Source organism: Streptoalloteichus hindustanus, assembly GCF_900129375.1.
Lineage (GTDB): Bacteria > Actinomycetota > Actinomycetes > Mycobacteriales > Pseudonocardiaceae > Streptoalloteichus > Streptoalloteichus hindustanus.
This window is the reverse complement of sequence record NZ_FQVN01000001.1, coordinates 13,301-32,618: the sequence shown is the minus strand read 5'-3', so window position 1 is coordinate 32,618 and position 19,318 is coordinate 13,301. Positions and strand designations below refer to the sequence as shown.

Below are 19,318 nucleotides of genomic sequence, written 5' to 3'. Positions count from 1 at the left end.
TTGACCCGTGCTCGTCCTCGCGATTGATACCGCCACGCCCGCCGTCACCACCGGGCTGGTCCAGCTCGACGCGGTGGCGGGGCCGCGCACCCTCGCGGAGCGGGTCACCGTCAACGCCCGCGCGCACGGCGAGCTGCTGACCCCGCACGTCCAGGCCGTGCTGGCCGAGGCGGACGTCCGCCTCGGCGACGTGGACGCCGTCGTCTGCGGCGCCGGGCCGGGCCCGTTCACCGGGCTGCGGGTCGGGCTGGTGACGGCGGCGGCGCTGGGCCACGCGCTCGACCGGCCCGTGTACCCGGTCGCCACGCCGGACGCGATCGCCTGGGAGGTCTTTCGGGCCGGCGGCGAGGGCGCGGAGCTGCTCGTCGTGACCGACGCGCGGCGGCGAGAGGTGTACTGGGCGCGCTACGACACGACCGGCGCCCGGGTCGACGGCCCGAACGTGGAGCGCCCCGCGGATCTGGCCGCGCGCCTGGCCGGCATGGTGGTGCGCCGAGCCGTCGGACAGGGAGCCGAGCTGTACGCGGACGTGCTCGGCCTGCCGGTGGCGGCGCCGAGCTTCCCGAGCCCGGCCGGCCTGGTCGGCGCGGCCGCCGAAGCGCTGCTCTCGCACGCGCGGCCGGGCCCGCTGACCCCGCTCTACCTGCGTCGTCCCGACGCCGTCGAGCCCGGCGCGCGGAAGCGGGTGAGCCAGGCATGACGCCGGGCGGTCCCGGGGAGTCGGCCACGCGGCTGGAGCGGCTGCGGTACGAGGACCTGGCGCGGTGCGCGGAGCTGGAACGCGAGCTGTTCCCGGGCGACGACCCGTGGCGGGAGTCGGTGTTCGCGTCCGAGCTCGACCAGGGGCACTACTACCTCGCGGCCAGGGTCGGCGCGGAGCTCGTCGGCTACGCCGGGCTGTCGGTGGTCGGGCGGCGTCCGGTGGCCGAGGCCAGCGTGCAGACGATCGGGGTGGACCCCCGATGGCAGGGCAGGGGCATCGGGCGCGAGTTGCTGCGGGCGCTGCTGGACCGGGCCGACGCCTTCGACGCGACCACGTTCCTCGAAGTGCGCACCGACAACGCCCCGGCCATCGGCCTGTACACCGCGCACGGCTTCGAGGTCCTCGGCCTGCGCCGCCGCTACTACCAGCCCTCGGGCGCGGACGCGTACACCATGCGGCGGCCGCCGGCCTCCGAGGCGGACCAGGGGAGGACGGCGTCGTGAGCGCCCTCGCCGGAGCCGTCGTGCTCGGCATCGAGACCTCGTGCGACGAGACCGGGGTCGGCGTGGTGCGGCTGCGCGCCGACGGCCACGTCGATCTGCTGGCCGACGAGGTGGCCTCCAGCGTCGACGAGCACGCGCGGTTCGGCGGCGTGGTGCCGGAGGTCGCCAGCCGGGCGCACCTGGAGGCCATGGTGCCGACGGTGCGGCGCGCCATGGCGGTCGCCGGCGTCCGGCCGTCCGACGTGGACGCGGTCGCGGTGACGGCCGGCCCGGGGCTGGCCGGCGCGCTGCTGGTCGGCGTGGCCGCCGCCAAGGCCTACGCCACCGCGTGGAACGTCCCGCTGTACGGGGTGAACCACCTGTCGGCGCACGTCGCCGTGGACACGCTGGAGCACGGGCCGCTGCCGGGGCCGGCGCTGGCGCTGCTGGTCTCCGGCGGCCACTCCAGCCTGCTGGAGGTCGCCGACCTGGCCGGCCCGATCAACCAGCTCGGCGCGACGATCGACGACGCGGCCGGCGAGGCGTTCGACAAGGTGGCCCGCCTGCTGGGGCTGCCGTTCCCCGGCGGCCCGCACATCGACCGGGTGGCCAGGGAGGGCGACCCGGACGCCATCGCCTTCCCGCGCGGCCTCACCGGTCCGCGCGACCCCACCTACGACTTCTCCTTCTCCGGGCTGAAGACGGCCGTCGCCCGGTGGGTGGAGGCGGCCGAGCGCGAGGGGCGGAGCGTCTCCGTGCCCGACGTCGCGGCGTCGTTCCAGGAGGCCGTGGTGGACGTGCTCACCGCCAAGACCGTCCGGGCCGCGCGGGACCGGGGCGTCGACCAGTTGATCATCGGCGGCGGGGTGGCCGCCAACTCGCGGTTGCGGTCGATGGCCGAGCAGCGGTGCGCCTCCGCCGGGATCACGCTGCGGGTTCCCCGGCCCAAGCTGTGCACGGACAACGGCGCCATGGTCGCGGCGCTGGGCGCGCACCTGCTGGCCGCGCGCGTCGATCCGTCCTCTTTGGACATTCCGGCTGACCCGGGTCTGCACGTGACCGAGATCGTGATGCCCTGACCCGGGTTCACGACGCCCGGAATCCCCTGTGGGGATCAGGACTGTCCACTGTCGAGCTCGGAAGGGTCCACAGTGGACAGTGGGTGCACGGCGGGCCCGCACCGGACGCTGCCGTCCAGGTCGAACCGCGAGCCGTGGCACGGGCAGTCCCACGTCCGCTCGGCGTTGTTGAAGGCCACCAGGCAGCCGAGGTGGGTGCAGCGGGCGGAGACGGCGCGCAGCGTGCCCTCCTCGTCCCGGTGCGCCGCGACGAGCCGGGCGCCCACCCGGGTGACCGTGGCCTCGCCCGGCGCGAGGTCGGCCGGCCGCCGCTGGTTGCCGATGGCCCGGACGTGGTCGCCGACCGCGTGCCGCGCGACGGTGGCGTTGAACCGGGCGGCGTTCGGCGCCGCGCCCAGTCGCGGGATGCGCCCCGGGTCGTACAACGGCGCCCAGTCGTTGTCCTCGCCGGTGACGAGGTCGCGCAGCAGCAGGCCGGCGAGCGTGCCCCCGGTCATGCCCCACTGCGCGAACCCGGTCGCGACCCAGAGGTGGTGCCCGGCGGGGAGGTAGCGCCCGACGTACGGCAGGCCGTCCGGCGTCGTGAGGTCCTGCGCCGACCAGTGGTGGGTGGGCTCGCCGGCCCCGAACCGCTGCCGCGCCCACTCCGCGAGCCGGTGGTGACGCCCGACCACGTCCTCGTGGCTCCCCGGCCGGTAGTGCTCCCCCAGCGCGATCAGGAGCCGCCGGCCGTCCGGCAACGGGGTCGTGCGCACGGAGTGCCCGCTGTCGACGCCGAGGAACATCCCGTCCGGCGGGTCGTCGACCGGCGCGGCGACCACGAGGTCGCGCACCGGGTCCAGGCGGGCGAAGAACACCCCTCGGTCCAGGATCGGGTAGTGGGTGGTCACCACGACGTCGCGGGCCCGCAGTCGCCCCCGCGTGGTCAGCACGACGCGGCCGGGCCCGCCCGGCTCGACGGTCAGGGCGCGCACGCCCTCCGCGACCACGCAGCCGGCGGCCTCGGCGTGCTCGGCGAGCGCGAGCAGCCAGCGCCGCGGGTGGAACTCGGCCTGCCCGGTCACCAGGACCGCGCCGGCGGTGTCGAAGGGCAGCCCGGCCGAGTCGCGGAACTCCGCGGTGAGCCCGGCACCGGCCGCCGCCTCGGCCTCGCGGCGCAGGTCGGGGACGCGCTCGGGGTCCTCGGTGAACAGCCAGCTGGCCGTGCGCCGGAACGCGCAGTCGACGCCGAGCCGGTCGACCTCGGCGGCGATCCACTCCAGCGCCGCGGTCTGGCTGTCGGCGTACCGGGCCGCCGCCTCCCGGCCGTGCAGCATGGCGAGCCGGTGGTACTTCATGCCGTGCTGGGTGCTCACCTTCGCGGTGGTCTTCCCGGAGACCCCGGACGCGATCCGGCCGGCCTCGACCAGGGCGACCGACCGGCCGGCCATCGTGAGCAGGTGCGCGGTGGTGATCCCGGCGATGCCCGCGCCGAGCACGGCGACGTCGACCTCGGCGGGCAGCTCGACCTCGGTGCGGTCGGGGGCGGGGGCGCTGGTCTCCCAGTAGGAGGGGCCGCTCAGGGCAGGAGTGTCCACCCTCCGGGGGTAACCGGGAAGGTCGGCCGCGACTCCCCGGGCGCGGCCGCTCTCTCCGGGCGGCGGCGCGCCCTGCTCGGCGCGCGTCGGCGTGTCGGGGGGCTCGTGCCCGGAATCGGCGCTGGTCGTGGCAGGGTGGGACCGACACGCGCGCCGCGAGGGGTGGGGTCCGTTGAGCGCCTGGCACTCTCCTGGGTAGAGTGCCAATCGCACGGCGCCGGCCCGCCCCGGCACCCGCGACGGCGGGGTGGCAGGAGCCGTCGGTACCTGCCAACGCTTCGAAGACCCCAGAAGGTGGAGGTCACACCGGTGAGCGTGAACATCAAGCCGCTCGAGGACAAGATCCTCGTCCAGGCGAGCGAGGCCGAGAACACGACGGCGTCCGGCCTCGTCATCCCGGACACCGCCAAGGAGAAGCCCCAGGAGGGCAAGGTTCTGGCGGTGGGCCCGGGTCGCGTGGACGACAAGGGCAACCGGGTTCCGGTGGACGTCAACGTGGGTGACACCGTCATCTACTCCAAGTACGGCGGCACCGAGGTCAAGTACAACGGCGACGAGTACCTGATCCTCTCCGCCCGCGACGTGCTGGCCGTCATCGAGAAGTGACGTCCCGCTGACCGCGTGAACCGCCCCGGCGGCCCCGTCTGGGGTCCCGGGGCGGTCGCGTCACGGGTGACAAGGAAGGCAGGCAATGCCCAAGCAGATCAGCTTCGACGAGCACGCGCGCCGGGCACTGGAGCGCGGTGTCAACCAGCTCGCCGACGCGGTGAAGGTGACGCTCGGCCCGCGCGGTCGGCACGTGGTGCTGGACAAGAAGTTCGGCGGCCCGACCGTCACCAACGACGGCGTGACCGTCGCCCGCGAGGTCGAGCTCGACGACCCGTTCGAGAACCTCGGTGCCCAGCTCGCCAAGAACGTCGCCACCAAGACCAACGACGTGGCCGGCGACGGCACCACGACCGCGACCGTGCTGGCCCAGGCCATGGTCCGTGAGGGCCTGCGCACCATCGCCGCCGGCGCCAACCCGACCGGTGTCGGCCGGGGCATCCAGGCCGCCGCCGACGCCGTGGTGGAGGCGCTCAAGACCAAGGCGACCCCGGTCAAGGGCCGGGACAACATCGCCCAGGTCGGCACCGTGTCCTCCCGGGACGAGACGATCGGCGCCCTGCTCGGCGAGGCGATCGAGAAGGTCGGCGAGGACGGCGTGATCACGGTCGAGGAGGCCTCGACCCTGACCACCGAGCTGGAGATCACCGAGGGTGTCCAGTTCGACAAGGGCTACGTCTCGCAGTACTTCGTGACCAACCCGGAGGCCGCCGAGGCCGTGCTGGAGGACGCCTACGTCCTGCTGCACCGGGAGAAGATCTCCGCGCTGGCCGACCTGCTGCCGGTGCTGGAGAAGGTCATGCAGACCGGCAAGCCGCTGCTGATCGTCGCCGAGGACGTCGAGGGCGAGGCGCTGTCCACACTGGTGGTCAACGCCATGCGCAAGACGATCAAGGTCTGCGTCGTGAAGTCGCCGTACTTCGGCGACCGCCGCAAGGCTTTCATGGACGACCTGGCGATCGTGACCGGCGGCGAGGTCGTGGCCGCCGAGATCGGCATGAAGCTGGCCGAGGTCGACCTGTCCGCGCTGGGCAGGGCCCGTCGCATCGTGGTCACCAAGGACGCCACGACCCTGGTCGACGGCGCCGGCGACCGGACCGCCGTGGACGCCAGGGCGGAGCAGCTGCGCCGGGAGATCGAGGCCACGGACTCCGACTGGGACCGGGAGAAGCTGCAGGAGCGGCTGGCCAAGCTGGCCGGCGGCATCGCGGTGATCAAGGTCGGCGCGGCCACCGAGACCGAGCTCAAGGAGCGCAAGCACCGCATCGAGGACGCGGTGGCGGCGACCAAGGCCGCGGTCGAGGAGGGCATCGTGCCCGGCGGCGGCTCCTCGCTGGTGCACGCGGCCAAGGCGCTCGACGGCGACCTCGGCCTGACCGGCGACGAGGCGATCGGCGTGCGCGTCGTGCGCGCGGCGCTGTCCGCCCCGCTGTTCTGGATCGCGGCCAACGCGGGCCAGGAGGGCGCGGTCGTGGTCTCCAAGGTCCGCGAGCAGGAGTGGGGCCACGGCTACGACGCCGCCAACCTGATCTACCGCGACCTGCTGGAGATCGGCGTCGTCGACCCGGTGAAGGTGACCCGCTCCGCGGTCGCCAACGCCGCCTCCATCGCGCGCATGGTGCTCACCACCGAGAGCGCCGTCGTGGAGAAGAAGGAGGAGGACCTCGACGGGGGCGCCGGCCACGGGCACGGCCACGGTCACGGCCACCGGCACTGACCGAACCCCGCGGGTTCCCCGCCGGACGGCCTCCCCGGTCGGACGCCTCCGGTGACACGAAGGGCCGGCTCGCCATCGCGAGCCGGCCCTTCGGCGTGGAAGGGGTCGCCAGCATCACCCGACCCGGCGACGCCGGGAGGCTTGTGACGGACGGCGCGCGGTTGAACACTCTCGCGATCGAGGAACCGGCGACCCGCCGTGGAGGTGTTCGGTGCCCACTCGCCAGAGCCCGACCGTCGACCGCCGCCGACTCGCCGCCGAGCTGCGCGGACACCGGGAGCGAGCCGGGCTGACCACCGTCGAGGTGGGCGCGCGGCTGGGCTGCTCCCAGTCCAGGATCAGCCGGATCGAGCGGGCCCGGATCGCGGTCGGCCCGTCCGACGTCCGCGACCTCTGCGCGTTGTACGGCGTGTCCCGGGACGAGACGGAGTTCCTGGTGGGGCTGGCCGGGCGGTCCCGCCGGAAGGCGTGGTGGAGCCGGTACCACGACGTGATCGACGGCCCGTACGTCGAGATCGAGGCGGCGGCCGAGCGCCTGCGGGCCTACGACGCGCTGTGGGTGCCCGACCTGCTCCAGACCGCCGCGTACGCCGCGGCGGTGCTGCGGGCGGCCCGGCCGGGGCTGCGGGCCGAGGAGGTCGAGCGGCGGGTCGAGTTCCGCATGGCCCGGCAGCGGGTGCTCGCCGACGAGCAGCCGCTGCGGGTGGCGGTGGTCCTGGACGAGGGCGTCCTGCGCCGGCCCGTGGGCGGTCCTGGCGTGATGCGCGACCAGCTGCGGCACCTCCGCGAGGTGTGCGGGCTGGCGACGGTGGCGCTGCGGGTCCTGCCGTTCGCCGTCGCCGGGGAGGTGGTCGCCGACAGCGGGTTCACCCTGCTCGACGTCCCGGGGCTGGCCACCCGGCCCGGTGACCTGGTCTTCCGGGACGTGGCGGTCGGCGTCGCCGTGGAGGGCGCCGAGCCGGCCCGACGCCACGCGGAGCTGTTCGAGCGCCTGTGGGGCGCGGCCCTGCCGGAGCACGAGTCGCTGGCGTTCGTCGACACCGTCGCCGACGGCTTCGCGGCGCGGGCGGCGGAAGAGACGGAGGTGGCGGAGGTCGCGGAGGTGGCGACCGTCGACTGAGTCGCTCGGGGCGCCTCGGGCCCGTGCCGTGTCCGCAGATCAGGCAGGGTGCCTGGGCGGCGCGGGTGGTGGAGTGCCGGGCGGCGGGGGCGACGACAGGGTGACCGCTGAGGGCGCCATGTGGGCGACCGTCCGGCCTACGGCGAACCACAGCAGGATGCCCAGCGGCTGCGAGAACAGGGCGATCAACACCCAGAGCACCTTCTTGCCGATGCTCAGCGGGGAGCGCAGGACGCTCACCACGGTGACGACCAGCAGCGCCAGGTAGAGGAGGCCGCCGAGGCCCGCGACGAGCGCCGCGCCCCAGCCCCACACCTCGTCGTAGTCCTGGTCGTACCGGATTTGCGCCGGTCGGAGGGGCGACCTGGCCAGCGCCGGGGACAGGGAGGACATCGGCGCGTGCTCCTTCCTGCTCGGTCGGTCCACCGGCGGACGTCGGCGGACGCGGGGTGGGCGGGCGGGGCGGGCTCGCCTGCTCCGCTGCCCACCACCACCTCGACCGGCGCCGGAGCCGCCCCCTCGGGACTCCGGTTCGGGCCCTCACTGCAGCGCGAGCTGCCGCTTCCTCGCCTTGATGATCGAGTCGCGCTCGGACTCGGACAGGCCGCCCCAGATGCCGTAGGGCTCCTGCACCGCCAACGCGTGGCGTCGGCACTGCTCCAGCACCGGGCACCGCTGGCAGATCGCCTTGGCCCTGGCCTCCCGCCTGGCCCGTGCCGGTCCCCGCTCGCCGTCGGGGTGGAAGAAGAACGCGCTGTCCATGCCGCGGCAGGAGCCGCGGAGCTGCCAGTCCCAGAGATCCGCGTTGGGTCCGGGGAGTCGTCGGGTGTCGGCCACCGCGACCACCTCCTCACCGTGTCGGTGCCCCACCTGTTGGTTGCGGTGTTGATTCGGCTCGACCGTGCAAGCAGGCCCGCGTTCCCCGTGCCCTCCACCCCGTGAGCAGGTCTCGCGGCCGTCTCCCGACCTTGCGAGCAGGTCTCGCTGTCCAACTAGGACCTCACCGTAGAACCGCGTCAAAACTTGTTCAAGACCTATCGCGCCAGAAGTTGTTCAACCCGCCCGCCTGTGTGCTGGGCCACACAGGCGTCATTCGGTCACCCGGGTTGCCACCCGGCCGGGTCACCCGGACCATGTCCCGCGTGACGACGCAGCCGGAGACGCACGACGGGGCGACGGCTGGCGGCTCTCACCGCGACGTCGTGGGCGTGACGGACTTCCCTGAGCCGACCGAGCCGGAGCCTCCCGGAGTGGGGCCGGCGGAGCCGGGAGCCGCGGGGGGCGACGAACCCCGGCTCACCGTGGCCGCGGTCGCCAGCCGGCTGGGAGTCGCGCCCGCCACCCTGCGCACCTGGGACCGGCGCTACGGCCTCGGGCCCAGCGACCACACCAGCGGCCGGCACCGCAGGTACGGCCCGCAGGACGTCGCGCGCCTGGAACTCATGCAGCACGCACTCCTGCGGGGCGCCTCCCCGGCCGAGGCCGCCCGGTACGCGCTGACCTCGCCGCTGACGGCGCTCCAGGCGGCCACCGCGTCGGCGGGGCGGCCCGGCGACGCGGTCGGCCCGGCGTCGGGCGCGGAACCCCTGCTGCTGACGGGTGGCGAGGGCGAGGCCGACACCGGGGCCCGCGTGGGCGGGCGGGTGCTGCGCCTGCCCGGCGCGAGCCGGCGGGCCCGCGGCCTCGGCCGGGCCGCGTTGGCCATGGACGGCGCCGCCGCCCTCCGCCTCGTCTCCGACGCGATCGCCGAGGACGGAGTCGTGGGCGCGTGGGACGGCGTGGTCCGGCCGGTCCTGGCCGCCGTCGGCGAGCGGTGGGAGCACTCGGGCGCCGGGGTCGCGGTGGAGCACATGCTCAACGAGTGCGTCATGACGGCGTTGGCCAGGGCGAGCGCCGCCGCGCCGCCACCGTGCAACCCGCGTCCGGTGCTGCTCGCCTCCGTGCCGGAGGACCAGCACGTGCTGCCGCTGCGCGCCCTCGCCGCGGCGCTGGCGCTGCGCGGCGTCGGCTCGCTGATGCTGGGGCCCGCGCTGCCGGTCGACGCGCTGGTCGCCGCGGTGCGCCGCACCGCGCCGGCCGCCGTGGTGCTGTGGGCTCAGCTCCCGCACCACGCGGACCCGCGCCTGTTCGCGACCCTGCCCCGCACGCGCCAACGGGTCCGGGTGTTCGCGGGGGGCCCGGGGTGGGAGCCGCTGCTCGTGCCCTCCCAGGTGGAGGTCCTGAACGCGTTGGGGATGGCTGTCGACCGCGTCGAGCAGGTCGTCGTGGGCCCGCGCGCCGTCACCGTCGACGGGATGGCCCGGACCTGACCTCACCCGGGGCGGAGCTGGCGACACCGGGCTCCGGTGATCCCGGACTGTCTGAGGGGGCCGTCACAATGCGGGGCGTGGACGAGCTGCGACGGGCCGCGTTCGGGGATCTGCCGGACAGGCCGGTGTGGGCGGACGCGCGGTCACCGGACCCGCGGCGGCGGTGGTTGGCCGCGGTCGCACTCGGCGGACAGGGCCGGTACGCCGCCGCGGCCACCGCGCTGGCCGGTCTGGTGGGTCATGCCGACCCCGTGCTCGCCTCCCTGGCCGCGACGACCCTCGCCTCCCACCGCCGTCAGCTCGGCGCCCACGCCGAGGCCCGGGTGTGGGACGGACGGGCGTTGCGACGAATGGCGGAGGAGAATTGGCGAACGGCCGGCGACCATTCAGTCGAATTTCCCGAAATCAACTCCGCCGACGCCCGGGCCGACGCATTGGTCGGGCTGGCGGCGGATGCGATCGGATTGGGCCGGATCGGTGTGGCGCGTCGACTGGACACGGCCGCGCGAGCTGTTGATCAGGTTTCTTCGCGTTCCGCAATACGTCGGGACTGGGTGGGTGCGGAGATCGAGCTGGCGAGCGGCAACCCCCAAGCGGCAATTGCCTGCGCCGAACGGGCGGTCGTTCGTACGTCCGAGTGTCCCTCGATCCGGCACCAGGTCAAGTCTGACCTGATCCTCGGGGTCGCCCTGGTGACGGCGGATGACGCGCGGGGAGCCGCGGTGCTGCGGCGCGCGCTGGACGCGGCGCTCCAGCGCGGCCTGCCGCCGTTGGCGTGGCCGTCCGCGCTGGTCCTGGCCGGTTTGCCCGGAGCGGATCGAGAGCATTTCCTGGAACGCGCCGGCGGCGCTCTTCGGTTCGTGCTGCGCCGGGCTGACGCCCGTGGGAGGCTCCTCGCGGAGGCGTCTCCGTGGTTACCCTCGGATTTGGTCCGATCCGGTGACCTTCCCCGAACGGGCGGCCAAACGATTCTTGACGGATTAAGCACCGGATCGTGTCAAGGTTCGGCTCCCGGCGTCCGATAGGGGAGGTGGAACGTCACTCGGCTGCAGGAAGGAGTCCCCGTGACGACGGTCCTGATCTGCGATGACCGGCGCAGCGTCCGGGAGGGCCTCACCCGTGTCATGTCGGCCGTACCGGGGGTGAGCAGGATCGACTGCGTCGCGCACGGTGACGAGTTGCTGGCGCGCTACTCCCGGCAGCCGGTCGATGTCGTCCTGGTGGGCACGCAGCGAGCGGTGCCGACGGGAGTGGAGGCGACCAGGCGTCTGGTCTCCGCGCACCCGCAGGCCAACGTGATCGTGTTCGGCGCACCGGACGACGCCGGCAGCATCGCCGCCGCGATCGCCGGCGGCGCCCGCGGCTACCTCCGCTGGGACGCCTCCCGACCGGAGCTCGTCGCCGCCCTCGCGCACACGCTCGCCAGCACCTCGGTGCCCGCCCCGCGCCAGCCCTCGGACCCCGGCGTCCAGCTCACCGAGCGGGAGCTGCAGGTGCTGCGCGGGATGAGCCAGGGGAAGAGCAACGGTCAGATCGGACGGGAGCTGTACCTGTCCGAGGACACGGTGAAGACCCACGCCCGCCGGCTGTTCCGCAAGCTCGGCGTGCGGGACCGGGCGCAGGCTGTCGCGCACGGCTTCCGGCGCGGCCTCGTCTCCTGACCGGTCCGCCGCCTCGCGCCGGGACGAGAGTGCCCGCCACCGACGGGCCTCCTCCCGTACGGAGCGGTGGCTGACGCCCTGAAGGGTGTGAGCCATCCGTGGGGCGAGGTGGAACGGCGAGAGGAACCGCGACAACCGAAGAACGAGAGAGAACGACGCTCGCCACCTCGGCGTGAGGAGGTGTTCCGAGGGCATGGCCCGGGGACACGTCGGCGAGCGACGGCACGACGACGGCGGAGCGCGCGTGTCGGAGACCATGCCGAAGTGCACCGACCTGAAGTGCACTGACCCGAAGTGCACCGACCGTCGGGTCCACCTCCGGTGATGCTCTCCGGGACGAAGGGCGTCCGCGTCGTCGTCGGCCGTTTCCGGACGCGGCGCGGCCCTCGGGCGCGCCACCCCGGCGCACCTCCGCGCGGCGGAGCTCCCGGGGGCGGGACGTGTTCCGGGGCGAACGGCGGTGACGGCGACCCCAGTTCGTGGAGAGCCGGCACGACCTGTGTCAGAACTTCGGGCCCTGAGGGCGACGCCGGCGCGAAAGGCGGTGACCGCAGGTGTTGTCACCCGTACGCACTGTGCTCCGTGTCACGCCCGCGTTACGCCACCCGGTCGACGGCTGACGGTGATCGGTCGAGGCCCCGCCCGCGTCGGTATGAGCGCCCTGTGACGGAGCACGGCCCGCCACGGCTCGGGTGTCCCCGTTGGGATCATCCGAACGTGCGCCACGCGTGCGGGACGGAACGGTGTACTAGGCCATGTGAGCGGGATCCCACCTGGCGTACGGGTGTCGATCCGCTCCCGAGAGCCGTCCAGTCGGTGGTGCCCGGTACGGTGAACACGACCGGCAACGAGAGGGTTACCCCTCCGAGCCGGTCATCGTCGGTCCGCCTACGCGTAACACCAGGGCTGCTTTCTGCGATGACCAACACGGGGGACGGGCTGGACGCCGTCGTGGGCGCCGCCGTCGAAGGCGACCGCCAGGCGATCGAGCGTCTGTTGGCGACGATCCGTCCCCTGGTGGTGCGGTACTGCCGCGCCCGCGTTGGTAGGCAGGAACGATCGTTCACGTCCGCGGACGACGTCGCCCAGGAGGTGTGTCTCGCCGTGCTCACGGCGCTGCCGAGCTACCGGGACCAGGGACGACCCTTCCTGGCCTTCGTGTACGGCATCGCCGCGCACAAGGTGGCGGACGCGCACCGCTCGGCGGCTCGCAACCGCTCGGAGCCGGTCCCGGAGGTGCCCGACGCGCCCGAGCTGGGCGCCGGTCCCGAGCAGCGCGCCATGCAGGGCGAGCTGTCCGAGCGGATGGCGCACCTGCTCCGGGTCCTCCCCCCCAAGCAGCGGGAGATCCTCCTGCTGCGGGTGGTGGTCGGGCTCTCGGCCGAGGAGACCGCCGAGGCGGTCGGCTCGACGCCGGGGGCCGTGCGGGTGGCGCAGCACCGCGCGCTGGCCCGGCTCCGCAAGACGCTCGCCGCGGAGGAGGTGGTCTGAGTGGCCAGACGGCACGACGAGCGCGAGGGCGGTCCCCGGGAGCGGGGCGAGCTCGCGACGGGCGCCGACGCCGACGACCGGATGGGTGTCGGCGTGGACGTCGGGAACCTCGCGCACGACAGCGACAGCGGTGATGACGACGGCGGCAGCGGTGCGGCGGACGGGGTGGCGGACTTCGCCGACCTCTCGCTGATCCAGGCCGACGACGCGCTCCTCGACGCGCTCGGCGGCACCGACCCCGCCGTCGACGGCCAGCTCGCCGACCAGGAGCTCAGCACACTGCTGCTGTCCTGGCGGCGCGACGTCGACGGCGAGCCCTTCGACGAGCTGGTCGACGTCGACACGGCGGCCGCCGTGATCGCCGCCGCCCGCGCCCCCCGCCGCCGGCACCGGCTGCTGGTCCCGCTGGCCAGCGCCGCGGCCGTGCTGGCCATCGCGTTCACCGGCGTCGGCCTGGTCGTCAGGGACGCGAGACCCGGCGACCCGCTGTGGGGGCTGACCAGGGTCCTGTACTCCGAGCACGCCCGCTCCGTGGAGGCCGCCGCGTCGGTCAAGGCGGACCTGGACACCGCGCGCTCGTTGCTCGCCGGCGGTCGGATCGCCGAGGCGAGGGTCCTGCTCCAGCGGGTCGAGTCCCAGCTCGGCGTCGTGAACACCGAGGACGGCAGGAACGACCTCAGCGCCAGGCACGAGTCCCTGGTCGAGGCGTTGCGGACCGGCACGACGCCGACGGTCAGCACCGTCCCCGGCACCAGCAGCACCCCCGGCGGCCGCAGCCAGCCGACCACTCCCGTGGCCAGCACCACGCCCTCCGCGCCGAGCGTCCCGGAGACGAGCACTCCCCGACCGGCGCCGACCACCACGACGACCCCGCCGCCCTCCACCGTCCCGGTGCCCAGCAGCGGCAACCCCACGACGGTCACGTCGGGCGGCACCAGCACCCAGGGCCCCGGCGCCACCGACGGCTCGCGCAGCAGCAGCGAGACGGGTGGCCAGAGCCCGAACCAGGGTGTCCAGGGCGGCCGTGGGAACGGCAACACCAAGTAGCGGCCGACCCGCCGCCTAGCGGCCGCCCTCGGCCGAGGCGACCCCGTCGTGGTAGCCGCGGCAGTACTCCCAGCTCACGTAGGCCGACGGGTCCGGGTCGTAGGCCGGCTCGTGCGGGCGCATGTGCCCGTCGGCCAGCAGCTGCTGCAGGCTGGCCCGCAGCAGCTCCCAGTCGTGGTAGTGCGGCTCGCCGCAGTCGGCGCAGTCGACGACGATGCCCCTGACCCCTCGCGGTTCGAGCAACGCCTGGTAGACCGCGAGGTCGGTGAGGTCGGCGAGCAGCTCGGCGCGCTCGTCCGCGCCCAGCGGCTCCCAGGGCTCGTCGGAGTCCTGTCCGGCCAGTGCCCGGGCCGGGTCGTCCGGGTCACCCGCGAACGGGTCGGGGGGCAGGGCATCGTGCGGCACGGGACCGCACCGTACCGGGCGAACGGAAGCCGTTCGTGGGTGACCGTGGTTTTTTCTTCATCTACCGGGCCCGGGGGCCGCGGGTTCTCGGGTGCGGGTGTCCCGCGGATCGCCGGGTGCGGGTGTCCCGCGGATTGCGGATCGCGGGGTGCGGGTGTCCCGCAGGTCACAGAGCCGTTCGTGGGCGACCATGGGTGGGGCGCCTCGCGCGAACCGGCCGGAATGGCGGGCGAGGCGGTCCCGTTAGCATGGACGCATCCGCCCCGCCAAGGGTGGACCGGCGCCTGACCTGCCCGAAACCACCCGAACGAGGATCCGGCCGCCCTGCGCGCTGCCGGCGCCCACGAAAGGCCAGCCACCCGCCATGACCAGCGAGCTCACCGCTCACGGTGTTCCGTCGAAGTTCGCGCTGCTCGGGCTCACCTTCGACGACGTCCTGCTCCAGCCGGGCGCGTCCGAGGTGGTGCCCAGCGAGGTGGACACCAGCACCCGGGTGTCCCGCAACGTCAGCCTGAAGGTGCCGCTGCTGTCCTCGGCGATGGACACCGTCACCGAGGCGCGGATGGCGATCGCCATGGCCCGGCAGGGCGGCATGGGCGTGCTGCACCGCAACCTGTCCATCGAGGACCAGGCCTCGCAGGTGGAGGTCGTGAAGCGGTCCGAGGCTGGCATGGTGACCGACCCGGTGACCTGCTCCCCGGACGACACGCTGGCCGAGGTCGACGCGCTGTGCGCGCGGTTCCGCATCTCGGGTGTCCCGGTGACCGACGCCGACGGCACCCTCGTCGGCATCATCACCAACCGCGACATGCGCTTCGAGGTGGACCACACCCGCCCGGTGCGCGAGGTGATGACCACGATGCCGCTGGTCACCGCGCAGGTGGGCGTGACGGCGGAGGCCGCGCTGGGCCTGCTGCGCCGGCACAAGGTGGAGAAGCTGCCGATCGTCGACGGCGCCGGCAAGCTCCGCGGCCTGATCACCGTCAAGGACTTCGTCAAGACCGAGCAGTACCCGAACGCGACCAAGGACCGCAACGGCCGCCTGCTGTGCGGCGCCGCGGTGGGCGTGGGCGCCGACGGCTACACGCGGGCGATGGCGCTGGTCGACGCGGGTGTGGACGTGCTCGTCGTGGACAGCGCGCACGGCCACCAGCGCAACGTGCTGGACATGGTCGCCAAGCTGAAGCAGGAGCTGGGCGACTCGGTCGACATCGTCGGCGGCAACGTGGCCACCCGGGCCGGCGCACAGGCCCTGGTCGACGCGGGCGCGGACGGCGTGAAGGCCGGAGTGGGCCCCGGCTCCATCTGCACGACGCGGGTGGTGGCCGGCGTGGGCGTGCCGCAGATCACCGCCATCTACGAGGTGGCCCAGGCCTGCGCCCCCGCGGGCGTCCCGGTGATCGGCGACGGCGGCATCCAGTACTCCGGCGACATCGCCAAGGCGATCGCGGCGGGCGCCGACAGCGTCATGCTGGGCAGCCTGCTCGCCGGCACCGCCGAGGCGCCGGGCGAGCTGATCCTGGTTAGCGGCAAGCAGTTCAAGACCTACCGGGGCATGGGCTCGCTGGGCGCGATGCAGAGCCGCGGCCAGGCCAAGTCCTTCTCCAAGGACCGCTACTTCCAGGACAACGTGCTGTCCGAGGACAAGCTGGTCCCGGAGGGCATCGAGGGGCGGACGCCGTTCCGCGGGCCGCTGTCCCAGGTCGTGCACCAGCTCGTGGGCGGCCTGCGCTCCGGCATGGGCTACACCGGCTCGGGGAGCATCGCGGATCTCAAGGAGGCCCAGCTGGTGCGGATCACCGCGGCCGGCCTCAAGGAGAGCCACCCGCACGACATCACGATGACCGTCGAGGCCCCCAACTACACGACCCGGTGACGGGGCGCGCGGAGAAGGCGTAGCCTGCCTGCCGGCAACCGACGAGGAACCACCGCGCCGCGCGGTGGGGAAGGGGAGACGTGCGCGATCTGGTCGAGATCGGGATGGGTCGTACCGCGATGCGGGCCTACGACCTGGACGACGTGGAGATCGTGCCGTCCCGGCGCACCCGCTCGTCGAAGGACGTCTCCCTGGCGTGGCAGATCGACGCCTACCGCTTCGGCATCCCGCTGATCACCCACCCCACCGACGCGGTGGTGTCGCCGGCGTCGGCGGTGCGGATCGGGGAGCTGGGCGGGCTGGGCGTGCTCAACGCCGAGGGCCTGTGGGCGCGGCACAGCGACGTCGAGGACGCCCTGTTCCGGGTGGTGCGGGCCGCCGAGGAGGACGAGGACCCGGACGCCCCGGTGCGGATGCTGCAGGAGCTGCACTCCGCCCCGGTGCGGGTGGACCTCATCACCGAGGCGGTCCGGCAGATCCGGGAGTCCGGCGTGACGGTGGCGGTGCGGGTCAGCCCGCAGCACGCCGAGGAGCTGACGCCGGACCTGCTCGCCGCCGGGGTGGAGATCCTGGTCGTGCAGGGCACGATCATCTCCGCCGAGCACGTGGCGCGGGACGGCGAGCCGCTGAACCTCAAGCGGTTCATCGCCGACCTGGACGTGCCGGTGATCGCCGGCGGCGTCGGCGACTACCGCACGGCGATGCACCTGATGCGCACCGGCGCGGCGGGCGTGATCGTCGGGTACGGCGAGTCGCGGGCGACCACCAGCGACCAGGTGCTGGGCATCGGCGTGCCGATGGCCACCGCGATCGCGGACGCGGCCGCGGCTCGGCGCGACTACCTGGACGAGACCGGCGGCCGGTACGTGCACGTCATCGCCGACGGCGGGCTCACGCACTCCGGCGACATCGCCAAGGCCATCGCCTGCGGCGCGGACGCGGTGATGCTGGGCGAGGCGCTGGCCGACGCCACCGAGGCGCCGGGCCACGGCCTGTACTGGACCTCGGCCGTCGCGCACCCGTCGCTGCCGCGCAGCGAGGTGATCGGGTTCGGCGACTCGGGGCACGACCTGGAGAAGGTGCTGTTCGGGCCGTCCTCGGACCCGAGCGGCACGGTGAACCTGTTCGGCGCGCTGCGCCGCGCGATGGCCAAGACCGGCTACTCGGACCTCAAGGAGTTCCAGAAGGTGGGCCTGACCGTCCGCCGCTGATCACGGGGCCGTTCCCGGCCCGCTGACTGTCCCCGTCCTGCCGTCCCGCGTCGGTGTTCGTCGCCGCGCGGGGCGGCAGGCCGCGTTGTGGGGTGGGGCGGGTCGAGTGGCGGAGGTGGGCGCGCCGGATTTTCCCGTTACCTCTGGTAACAGGGTCTGGTCGAGGGGGCGGCCTGCCGCTAGCCTCCCGCTATGACGCTACTCACAGGTAACCGTGCGGGTGGGCGGCCGGACTACGACGTCGTCGTCGTGGGGTCGGGCTTCGGCGGCAGCGCCGCGGCGCTGCGCCTGACCGAGAAGGGCTACCGGGTCGCCGTCGTGGAGGCCGGTCGGCGGTTCGCCGACGACGAGTTCGCCCGGACCTCGTGGAACCTGCGGCGCTACCTGTGGGCGCCCAGGATCGGGTGCTTCGGCATCCAGCGCATCCACCTGCTGCGCAACGTCATGGTGCTGGCCGGAGCCGGCGTCGGCGGCGGGTCGCTGGTGTACGCGAACACCCTGTACCGCCCCCTCGCGCCGTTCTACCGGGACCGGCAGTGGGCGCACATCACCGACTGGGAGTCCGAGCTCGCGCCGTACTACGACCAGGCCAGCCGGATGCTCGGGGTGGTGACCAACCCGCACGTCACGCCGGCGGACGAGGTGATCCAGAAGGTGGCGGCGGACATGGGCGTCGCCGACAGCTACCACCCCACGCCGGTCGGCGTCTTCTTCGGTCGACCCGGCGAGCCGGCCGACGACCCGTACTTCGGGGGCGCGGGGCCGCGGCGGGTGGGGTGCACCGAGTGCGGCTCGTGCATGACCGGGTGCCGGGTCGGCGCCAAGAACACGCTGGTCAAGAACTACCTCCACCTGGCGGAGCGGAACGGGGCGCGGATCCTGCCGCTGACCACCGTGACCGCGCTCGTGCCGAGGCCGGACGGGAGCTGGGCGGTGCGCACCGAGCGGACCGGCGGCTGGCGGCGGACCGGGCGGACGATCACCGCCGGCCAGGTGGTCGTCGCGGCGGGCACCTGGGGCACGCAGAACCTGCTCCACCGGATGCGGGCGGCGGGCGTCCTCCCCGCGCTGTCGCCCAGGCTCGGCGAGCTGACGAGGACGAACTCCGAGGCGATCGTGGGGGCCGGCCGGCTGAGCGTCGACCCGGCCAGGGACTTCACCAGGGGCGTGGCGATCACCTCGTCGTTCCACCCCGACGAGTCCACGCACGTCGAGCCCGTGCGCTACGGCAGGGGCAGCAACGCCATGGGCCTGTTGCAGACCCTGGCCACCGACGGCGCGGCCAGCACGCCCCGGTGGGTGCAGTTCTTCCGCTACCTCTTCCGGCACCCGGTGACCACGCTGCGGTTGCTGTCGGTGCGGCGGTGGAGCGAGCGGACGCTGATCCTGCTGGTCATGCAGGCCCTCGACAACTCGATCACGACGTTCGTCCGGCGGGGGTTGTTCGGCGGCCGCCGGCTGAGCTCGCGGCAGGGCCACGGCGAGCCCAACCCGACCTTCATCCCGGCCGGCCACCGCGCCAACCAGCTCGCCGCCGAGCGGATCGGGGGCGTGGCCGGCGGCACCTGGGGCGAGCTGTTCAACATCCCGCTGACCGCGCACTTCCTCGGCGGGTGCGTGATCGGGGAGAACGCCGAGCAGGGGGTCATCGACCCGTACCACCGGGTGCACAACTACCCCACGATGTCCATCGTGGACGGATCGGCGATCACGGCGAACCTCGGGGTGAACCCGTCGCTGACCATCGCCGCCCAGGCGGAGCGGGCCTTCGCGTTCTGGCCCAACGCCGGGGAGACCGACCCCCGACCGGCGCCCGGCCAGGACTACCGGCGCGTCGCTCCGGTCGCACCCCGGAAGCCCGCTGTTCCCGCTGATGCGCCGGCCGCGCTTCGCCTGCCCCTCGCCCAGTAGGACGATCCAGTAGGACGACCAGCAGGACGACGCTGTGTCCCTGTTCGCTTCCGGTCTTGTCGTCGTCGAGGGTTCGGCGCGGCGCGGCGCGGCTCGTCGAGGACTGACCGACGCCCCTCGTTC

Annotated in this window: 19 protein-coding genes; 15 read left to right on the top strand and 4 right to left on the bottom strand. The window is 73.9% G+C overall.

Annotated elements, in window-relative coordinates:
- The first annotated feature begins 7 nt into the window (after nt 1-7).
- Genes tsaB through tsaD form a run of 3 tightly spaced genes read left to right on the top strand, consistent with a single transcriptional unit; the run spans nt 8 to nt 2,264 of the window.
- Entirely contained in the window at nt 8-700 is a 693-nt protein-coding gene (gene tsaB, locus BUE43_RS00145) for a tRNA (adenosine(37)-N6)-threonylcarbamoyltransferase complex dimerization subunit type 1 TsaB (RefSeq protein WP_073479290.1), read from the top strand.
- Nucleotides 697-1,206 (top strand): ribosomal protein S18-alanine N-acetyltransferase, encoded by a 510-nt coding sequence (gene rimI, locus BUE43_RS00140; RefSeq protein ID WP_073479289.1) that lies wholly within the window; start codon nt 697-699, stop codon nt 1,204-1,206. The genes tsaB and rimI overlap by 4 nt, the downstream gene beginning before the upstream one ends.
- The gene (tsaD, locus tag BUE43_RS00135; protein WP_073479288.1) at nt 1,203-2,264 is read left to right on the top strand and encodes a tRNA (adenosine(37)-N6)-threonylcarbamoyltransferase complex transferase subunit TsaD; all 1,062 of its coding nucleotides are present in this window, start codon (nt 1,203-1,205) and stop codon (nt 2,262-2,264) included. The genes rimI and tsaD overlap by 4 nt, the downstream gene beginning before the upstream one ends.
- Nucleotides 2,265-2,299: 35 nt before the next feature.
- On the opposite strand, the gene BUE43_RS00130 is transcribed toward tsaD, so the two are convergent.
- Nucleotides 2,300-3,841 (bottom strand): FAD-dependent oxidoreductase, encoded by a 1,542-nt coding sequence (locus BUE43_RS00130; protein ID WP_073479287.1) that lies wholly within the window; start codon nt 3,839-3,841, stop codon nt 2,300-2,302.
- 309 nt (nt 3,842-4,150) lie between these two features.
- On the opposite strand from BUE43_RS00130, the gene groES reads away from it, so the two are divergent.
- The 3 genes from groES to BUE43_RS00115 all read left to right on the top strand — a co-directional run bounded on the left by groES (nt 4,151) and on the right by BUE43_RS00115 (nt 7,284).
- Complete coding sequence (groES, locus tag BUE43_RS00125; protein ID WP_073479286.1) at nt 4,151-4,447, top strand: co-chaperone GroES; 297 nt, start codon at nt 4,151-4,153, stop codon at nt 4,445-4,447.
- 85 nt (nt 4,448-4,532) lie between these two features.
- Nucleotides 4,533-6,164, top strand: coding sequence for a chaperonin GroEL (gene groL, locus BUE43_RS00120; protein ID WP_073479285.1), 1,632 nt, complete (start codon nt 4,533-4,535; stop codon nt 6,162-6,164).
- A gap of 211 nt (nt 6,165-6,375) precedes the next feature.
- Nucleotides 6,376-7,284: a helix-turn-helix domain-containing protein gene (locus BUE43_RS00115; RefSeq protein WP_073479284.1), complete on the top strand. Its 909-nt coding sequence runs from the start codon at nt 6,376-6,378 to the stop codon at nt 7,282-7,284.
- 39 nt (nt 7,285-7,323) lie between these two features.
- On the opposite strand, the gene BUE43_RS00110 is transcribed toward BUE43_RS00115, so the two are convergent.
- A complete protein-coding gene (locus tag BUE43_RS00110) occupies nt 7,324-7,677 on the bottom strand; it encodes a PLDc N-terminal domain-containing protein (protein ID WP_073479283.1) in 354 nt (117 codons plus the stop codon).
- A 147-nt stretch (nt 7,678-7,824) separates the two neighbouring features.
- Nucleotides 7,825-8,121: a WhiB family transcriptional regulator gene (locus tag BUE43_RS00105; protein ID WP_073480125.1), complete on the bottom strand. Its 297-nt coding sequence runs from the start codon at nt 8,119-8,121 to the stop codon at nt 7,825-7,827.
- A gap of 464 nt (nt 8,122-8,585) precedes the next feature.
- Here BUE43_RS00105 and BUE43_RS00100 point away from each other — a divergent pair, with 464 nt between their 5' ends.
- The 6 genes from BUE43_RS00100 (at nt 8,586) to BUE43_RS33180 (ending at nt 13,792) form a co-directional block, all read left to right on the top strand.
- Nucleotides 8,586-9,593 carry a MerR family transcriptional regulator gene (locus tag BUE43_RS00100; protein ID WP_234995546.1) on the top strand — a complete coding sequence of 336 codons (1,008 nt, stop codon included), beginning with the start codon at nt 8,586-8,588 and terminating at the stop codon, nt 9,591-9,593.
- Between the two features lie 77 nt (nt 9,594-9,670).
- The gene (locus BUE43_RS00095) at nt 9,671-10,618 is read left to right on the top strand and encodes a hypothetical protein (protein WP_200797329.1); all 948 of its coding nucleotides are present in this window, start codon (nt 9,671-9,673) and stop codon (nt 10,616-10,618) included.
- 39 nt (nt 10,619-10,657) lie between these two features.
- Nucleotides 10,658-11,254, top strand: a complete 597-nt coding sequence (locus tag BUE43_RS00090; RefSeq protein WP_073479281.1) for a response regulator transcription factor — start codon at nt 10,658-10,660, stop codon at nt 11,252-11,254.
- 193 nt (nt 11,255-11,447) lie between these two features.
- Entirely contained in the window at nt 11,448-11,579 is a 132-nt protein-coding gene (locus tag BUE43_RS35555) for a hypothetical protein (RefSeq protein ID WP_268844402.1), read from the top strand.
- Between the two features lie 593 nt (nt 11,580-12,172).
- Nucleotides 12,173-12,745 (top strand): sigma-70 family RNA polymerase sigma factor, encoded by a 573-nt coding sequence (locus BUE43_RS00085; protein WP_073479280.1) that lies wholly within the window; start codon nt 12,173-12,175, stop codon nt 12,743-12,745.
- A complete protein-coding gene (locus BUE43_RS33180; RefSeq protein ID WP_073479279.1) occupies nt 12,746-13,792 on the top strand; it encodes an anti-sigma-D factor RsdA in 1,047 nt (348 codons plus the stop codon).
- Nucleotides 13,793-13,807: 15 nt separating this feature from the next.
- Here BUE43_RS33180 and BUE43_RS00075 read toward each other — a convergent pair whose 3' ends face one another.
- Nucleotides 13,808-14,197, bottom strand: a complete 390-nt coding sequence (locus tag BUE43_RS00075) for a DUF5319 domain-containing protein (RefSeq protein WP_073479278.1) — start codon at nt 14,195-14,197, stop codon at nt 13,808-13,810.
- A 364-nt stretch (nt 14,198-14,561) separates the two neighbouring features.
- Here BUE43_RS00075 and guaB point away from each other — a divergent pair, with 364 nt between their 5' ends.
- From guaB to BUE43_RS00060, 3 genes are all read left to right on the top strand, one after another.
- Complete coding sequence (gene guaB, locus BUE43_RS00070; protein WP_073479277.1) at nt 14,562-16,073, top strand: IMP dehydrogenase; 1,512 nt, start codon at nt 14,562-14,564, stop codon at nt 16,071-16,073.
- Nucleotides 16,074-16,153: 80 nt separating this feature from the next.
- The gene (locus BUE43_RS00065) at nt 16,154-17,284 is read left to right on the top strand and encodes a GuaB3 family IMP dehydrogenase-related protein (protein ID WP_073479276.1); all 1,131 of its coding nucleotides are present in this window, start codon (nt 16,154-16,156) and stop codon (nt 17,282-17,284) included.
- A 192-nt stretch (nt 17,285-17,476) separates the two neighbouring features.
- Nucleotides 17,477-19,195 (top strand): GMC family oxidoreductase, encoded by a 1,719-nt coding sequence (locus BUE43_RS00060; protein ID WP_073479275.1) that lies wholly within the window; start codon nt 17,477-17,479, stop codon nt 19,193-19,195.
- Nucleotides 19,196-19,318: the final 123 nt, after the last annotated feature.